General features: G+C 27.5%; 5 protein-coding genes. 1 reads left to right on the top strand and 4 read right to left on the bottom strand.

Annotation, left to right across the window (positions count from 1 at the left end):
- Positions 1-157: 157 nt before the first annotated feature.
- The 4 genes from aroD to OC535_RS14650 all read right to left on the bottom strand — a co-directional run bounded on the left by aroD (position 158) and on the right by OC535_RS14650 (position 6,041).
- Positions 158-919: a type I 3-dehydroquinate dehydratase gene (gene aroD / locus OC535_RS14665; protein ID WP_498824172.1), complete on the bottom strand. Its 762-nt coding sequence runs from the start codon at positions 917-919 to the stop codon at positions 158-160.
- A gap of 194 nt (positions 920-1,113) precedes the next feature.
- Positions 1,114-2,031 carry an ABC transporter permease gene (locus OC535_RS14660; RefSeq protein ID WP_227053105.1) on the bottom strand — a complete coding sequence of 306 codons (918 nt, stop codon included), beginning with the start codon at positions 2,029-2,031 and terminating at the stop codon, positions 1,114-1,116.
- Positions 2,012-2,947 (bottom strand): ABC transporter ATP-binding protein, encoded by a 936-nt coding sequence (locus OC535_RS14655; RefSeq protein ID WP_498824171.1) that lies wholly within the window; start codon positions 2,945-2,947, stop codon positions 2,012-2,014. The genes OC535_RS14660 and OC535_RS14655 overlap by 20 nt, the downstream gene beginning before the upstream one ends.
- The gene (locus OC535_RS14650; protein WP_498824170.1) at positions 2,931-6,041 is read right to left on the bottom strand and encodes an FG-GAP repeat domain-containing protein; all 3,111 of its coding nucleotides are present in this window, start codon (positions 6,039-6,041) and stop codon (positions 2,931-2,933) included. The genes OC535_RS14655 and OC535_RS14650 overlap by 17 nt, the downstream gene beginning before the upstream one ends.
- Before the next feature lie 253 nt (positions 6,042-6,294).
- On the opposite strand from OC535_RS14650, the gene brxF reads away from it, so the two are divergent.
- Positions 6,295-6,710: BREX-3 system P-loop-containing protein BrxF (gene brxF, locus OC535_RS14645; RefSeq protein ID WP_498824169.1), on the top strand; the 416-nt coding region annotated here is incomplete at its 3' end.

Genomic DNA, 6,710 nt, shown 5'->3' with positions numbered 1-6,710 from the left:
GAAAGGTGAATATTTGTATAACTTTTTTATCGCTCCACCCGCATAGCAGGTGGTTTTTTATTTCGCATACTTCGTATGCTCAACTGACTTAAGTCTATATATTCATACAAGTATGAATATTAAAAATCAAAAAGCACCTTAAAGGTGCTTAAAAACTTTAATTATTTTCATGAACGATTTTCAACACTGCACTTAAAGAGCGAATATCGATCTGCCCTGATGCAGAAGAATCACGATCTTTACCAAAAGTAATCGCTGAACCAAACTGTTCACCTAAAAATCTTGTTGCTATCCCTAGTTTAGACATAGACATTGTAACAATTGGTTTATCATAAATTTCATTAGCACGTAATGTCATTTCCAAAAGTAATAAAACATCTTTATAATCTTCTGGCATAACCGCTAATTTGATTATATCAGCTTCTAACGAATCCATCTGCTTAGTTTTTTCCAACATCGTATCTAAGCTGGGTGTTCTAGTAAAATCATGACTAGACATAATAACCTTTCGATTTGCCTCATGAATCATATTATTTAAAGTAATAATCGCATTAGTTCCGCTTGATAACTCAACATCATAAATATCAAAAGCACCACTTTCCAAAGCTAAAGCATAAAGATCAATATATTCTTCATGACTTAATTCACCTAAACCACCTTCTTTAGCACTTCGATACGTTAAAATAAGAGCCTGCTTCATTTCTAACGAACCAATCATTTTAAATAATTCTATTAATTTTTGGCGATTAGATAATTCTTTAAAATAATCAATTCTTAATTCAATTAAATCAATTTCAAGATCTTTTGATCTAATTAGATCTGTAATAATAGATTGATGATTATCACTTATAACTGGTACACAGATTTTTGGAATACCCTCACCAATTAATATATCTTTTACTTTACATATTTTACTCATATGTCATCCCCCTAAAAACCATGCTTAATCTATAATCAAAGCAGCATATACATAATAATTACCTTTTATACTATACCATTATTGGCGACAATATGATACTTTTTTATTTAAAAAATAAAATTATTTTTTCATTTAAAACAATATTTCACTATAACAACAAGAAAAAGAGTCATGTTAGACACGACTCAATTAACTTAAATATCTTTTTTTAACATCGTTTTAAATGATAAACCATATAAAATAATCGCTGCTCCAATATAACTAATTATTATAACTAAACTATTTAATGTATTATTAATATCATAATAACTACCATTAATAAGTGTCACATCAATATCAATAGCTTTAGGTATATACAAATTAGTAAATACCGTAAATATTCCATCTATACTTTGTGACAATGTTAAATCTTCCATCAATCTCAAAAAATTATTAAAGATTAGTCCAAAATGATAATTTAGGTCAATCAAATATAAATGAAACTGATTATAGTAACCCAATTGTATTAGAATCACCCTAATAATTGGGATAATTCCAAAAATCAAACCACTTAATGCCACCATAATTAAAATAGCCGGTACTTTCTTTTTAAATATCGTTGATAAAAACGTTCCTAGTCCACCAATTATAAAGATTACTAAAACACCATAAACAATAAATAAACTCGTTCCCTTTATAACCAATAATAAGATATCTTTTTCCACCCCGCTAAATAAACAAAAGAACAATATAAATACTGCAAAACTCATAATAAGATATACAACACTTCCCAAAAGCATTCCTAAAATTTTTCCTGTCACTAACTGAAATCTTGTAATTTCTTTAGATAATAATAATCGCATTGTTCCTTCATGAATTTCATTTGCAAATAACCCTGAAGAACTATTAGCACTAATCACCCAAATCATTATTCCAATAATCAACATAAAAGCTATCAAACTATAAACAGTTAATATATTACTAGAAAAACGATCATAGGTTAAAACACTTTTAGATAAATTATTATAAATATATGCGAATAAAAAACCCAATCCACCACTAATTAAACCAATAATAGTAACAGGAAGCACTTTAAACATTTTTATAAATGTTTTAGACAATAGTACTTTCATTTTCTTTATCCTCCATAACCTGTTGATATAATTTTTCCAAAGTTATCATCTCTTCTTTAAATAAATTTAATTCTATTTCATTTTCATAAATAAATTTAATGATACTTTGTTTACATGCTTTTTTATCCTTGGTAGCTATTCTAAAAACACCTTTTTCCAAACTATAATTATAATTATTAATGTCTAAATATTTTTTTAATAGCTCGTTTTTCTTTGTCGATACTAATATTTTTTCTTGATTAAATTCCTGCTGGACAATATCAATAGGCTGATTTAACACAACATGTCCTTTATTGATCATGACAACATGATCAATTATCATCTCTAACTCGCTTAAAACATGAGAACTTATCAATACTGTCATTTTACGCTGAGCTACTAATTTTTTTAAACTTTGAATGATTTCGCTGCGGCTTGTCGGATCAAGATTAGCTGTTGGTTCATCTAATAATAAAACTTCTGGATCATGAATCATCGCCTGAATCAATCCTACCTTTTTTTTCATTCCTGTCGAAAACTTTGCTACTTTTTTCAACTTATAATCCATTAAATCAAATTCCTCTAATAGCTCTAAAGCTCTGTTAAGTGCCGTATCATAATCTAAGTTTGATAATTGTCCCATATATACTAAATATTCTAAACAGCTCATATCACTATAAAAATTAGGGAACTCTGGTGAATATCCCATCAGTTTTTTTGCCTCATTAGAACCTAGCGGATGACCCTTTATTGAACCACTACCACTGCTAGGAAAAATAAGTCCCATCAATAATGACATTGTCGTTGATTTACCAGCACCATTAGGTCCAATTATTCCATAAATCTTTCCACCATCTAATTCAAAAGACAAATCATCAATAGCCTTAAATGAATTAAAATATTTATTCATATGCTCAACTTTAATTATTTTTTGCATATTTAGCACCTGCCTTCTTTTCTAAACGATATTTTGGATATACTACAAGTAATGCTCCTATTAAGATAATAACTACTGAAAATAAAATAATTAAATATTTAATAAAAGAAGATTTATTTACCTCTATTTGTTTCGTTATATGTGTAATCTTACCTTGACCATCATCATAAGAAAAAACTAACCGATGTTTTCCTTCCAATAACTTTAGATCAACTTCTGGTTTAGTGCTAGTTGCAATCAATACCCCTTGATCATAAACACTAATTATACCTGACTTTTCACTTTGATATTTAATCGTAATATTACCACTATGATACTTTTCTTCAAAATCAACTAATTTAAAATCACATTGATCATTAAATGCATATAACTGTCTATCATTACCCTCAATCAAAATCCGACCATCTGCTAAAGAACTTGCACTCTTTACGTCGATTTGGCAACCGGCAACTAATACTTCATCTTTATAATCATAAATTTGATTATGATTACTATCTTTAATTATTATCTTATTTTGTCCCCGAACAGGAATAATCGTAGAATCATAAAGATCAGTGTTATCCAAACTACATGTTTTTAACTCTTCTAAATTTTTTCCATCTAGAATTTTAAATTTAATATTATCATAACTATAGTCATAACAGCTATAACCAAATTCTTTAATTCCATCATTATTAAAATCTTCTAATTGATAAACTTTACTACCATCATCAATAAAATTAATTGGTATAACTTCTTCTAAAGCAGTTGGTGAACTACTTCCACCATCATAATCATCTCTAGCTATTTCTTTAATTACACTACCATCTTTACCACTTAATATTCTTTGATTACCCTCTGGCATATTAAAAATCAAATCATCGATACCATCTTGATTAAAATCCATCTGGGTTATCATAAATGACTCACCCCAGTCATACACCCCTTCTTCCATTAGATTAAATCTAACCGATAAATCTTTGGGATTGATTACCTGATAATATTGACAATCATTACTATTACGAGCATTTATCACAAATAGATCAGCACCATTATGATCTAGATCATCAATAACTTTAACCTGTTGATTATTCAACAAATTCTTATCGTATTTTTTTACAATATTAGTTTTTTGATAACTTATCTCAAAACCATTCTTACTTGAATAATAAACACGCATTTCTGTTTCACCAACACTTACAAGATCACTGATTCCATCATTATTCAAATCACCTACATCAATAATCGTACCATTATCCTCTACCATCTGTTCATACTGTGATCTATAAGCAAAAGTATTTCCATCAATTATCTTATCATCTACTAATATTTCCTTTTTGCCATCATTATTTAAATCACTAAAATACTTGATTTCACTACCAATTAAATAATTTTCAAAATATTTATTATTTTCATCGATTCCTTTTTCCAATAATACTTTTTTATCAGCAATAATATTACCATCATTTACATTAATTATTAATACATGACTAGCAATAATTTCTCCTTGATTATTTACTTCATTAACTAATGTTAATACTTGATTACTGTCTTGATCATAAGTGATTCCTTCAAAACCATTATTTAAATAATTTGATGGTACTCTTACCTGCATCAAAATATCATCTTTACCATTTAATCCTAATTTACATATCTCATCAATTTTGCCATTTTGATTATTAGAAACCAATATTCCATCATTTAAATCAATAATTTTATTAACGATTTTTGAACTTCCTAATGATCCAATTGTTTTTAAATCATCATATAAAATATAACTACCACCATCATTGATCTGCAGTAAATAATTATTTTCGTACTTATTGATTCTTACTTTTACATTTTCTAAACCAACACCTAAATTTTTTAAATCATTTTGTCCAATCAACTTACCACTATCAGCTGAGTAAATAGAAATTCTTAATACTCCTTTATTAATACTGCTTGGAATTACTAAAACCTCTTGACCTTGATAAGTTGTTAAAAGTGCATTGGAACTAGCTAAATTATACTGTTCTAGCTTGATCTTAGTTTTAATTTCTAAATTTTCTGTATCGATCAACAATAATGCTGGTTCTATTCCCTTATTCAAATCCCCAAACTCTTCAAGCGAATAATAGTTATGATCACCTAAATATGCTTCAACAAGCATCAAATTATCTTTGAGCATTTTCATTTTATAACCGTTAAACGCTTTAGAAAAAACTCCCGTTGAAAAAACACTTAATTCACCATCATTATAATTATATGTTGTTTGTTCTGTTAATCGTTTACTAAGTTCATCTTGATCCACTATCCCCAATTCTAACTCTTTGATAACATTACCATCATTACTATTTATTTGGTAAATTTTATCTTCTTCACTACTAACATACAATTTGTCATCTACATATAAAAGATCCCATAAATTTAAATTTACTTCTTGAGTTTTATTATATAATTTATTCTTCGCTTCAATTGGTGTAGTTAATGACTGCCGATAATTTTCACTTCCATTTATCTTATCAAGACTAACCAATTGTCCCTGCTGGGTAGTAAAAATAATTTGTTCTTCAACTATTGCCATCTGCCAAATATTATCAGATTCTTCATGATCAAAAATAACTTTCTTTTTATTAACATCGATTGCTAGTAAATGATGATCGTAGATCAAATAAACAATATTTTGGCTGTATAATATCTCTCTGATTATTGAATTTTCTGTAACTAAATTATTATTTGTATCAATTGTTTTGTGAGTTAATGATTTTTCATAAAGAATTTTAGAATTCTTAGAACTTATTATTCTAAAATTAGTATATCCACTATTAGCCTTTACATATACTGCAATATCTTTTATACCATCATTATCAATATCATCAATTACCTCAAAAAGTTTGACCGGCTGATTGATATTAATCACAAAATCATCATTATCAATAAACTTTAATCCTTCATTATTAACAGCTAAAGTTCCCTTTAAGTTATCGCCTAGATCAACCTCTTTAGCTAAGCAATCACCTTTAATTTCATCGCCCTGACTATAAGCATCAATACTTGTTGTTTTATTAACGGCTTGAACCGGTATTGGCACAACCATCGCTAAAACCATGATCAATAATATAATTTTTTTCATGATATCCACTCCTATCTGTATTATCCTAACTAGTACAGTTTTATTATAACATCTCATTAACTGTATTACAATAGCTAGTACACTTATATTATAATTTATTAGTCATTAATCAAAATAATTTAAAATTCACAATAATTTTACCCAATTAAACATTATTCCCCAGGAAATATCTTATAATATTACTATTAAATAATTACCAACAATGTTAAAATATGAATATACGATTCATTTTAATAAAAAGGAGGTAAATAACATGGATCAACTACTTAAAGAAATCGAAGCAGCAAAAAACACCAATAATAAATTAATCTTAATTATTGGTACCCCTGGTAGTGGCAAATCAAAACTTATTCACGAATATAGTAAAGAAAGCGGCACTCCTATTTTAAATTTAGATAATATTTTTAAAGACAATTCTACTGATTTAGTCAAAGTGATGAATGATTTTCTAAAAACATACGATAAAGACGTATTATTATTAGATAATAAGAGAATTCTTTATGCAAAAGATTCTAATATTGATATGTTAGCATTTTTAAAAGAACTAGCTAATAAAATTGTCGTTGTAGCAACATGGAATGGGAAAATCGAAAATGATAAATTAACCCATATTCGTTCTAAATTACCTACAGATTTAACATATTCACTAACGAATGAAAACATAAAATT

The organism is Clostridium sp. Marseille-Q5894 (assembly GCF_946902305.1).
In the GTDB taxonomy this organism is placed as follows: domain Bacteria; phylum Bacillota_I; class Bacilli_A; order Erysipelotrichales; family Coprobacillaceae; genus Thomasclavelia.
The sequence above is the reverse complement of the archived record's forward strand: the minus strand, read 5'-3'. Positions and strand labels throughout refer to the sequence as shown.

Excerpts from the sequence above, each read along its gene's own strand:
- OC535_RS14655 (WP_498824171.1), bottom strand. The coding sequence starts at position 2,947 with ATGCAAAAAATAATTAAAGTTGAGCATATGAATAAATATTTTAATTCA.
- OC535_RS14660 (WP_227053105.1), bottom strand. The coding sequence starts at position 2,031 with ATGAAAGTACTATTGTCTAAAACATTTATAAAAATGTTTAAAGTGCTT.
- OC535_RS14650 (WP_498824170.1), bottom strand. The coding sequence starts at position 6,041 with ATGAAAAAAATTATATTATTGATCATGGTTTTAGCGATGGTTGTGCCA.
- aroD (WP_498824172.1), bottom strand. The coding sequence starts at position 919 with ATGAGTAAAATATGTAAAGTAAAAGATATATTAATTGGTGAGGGTATT.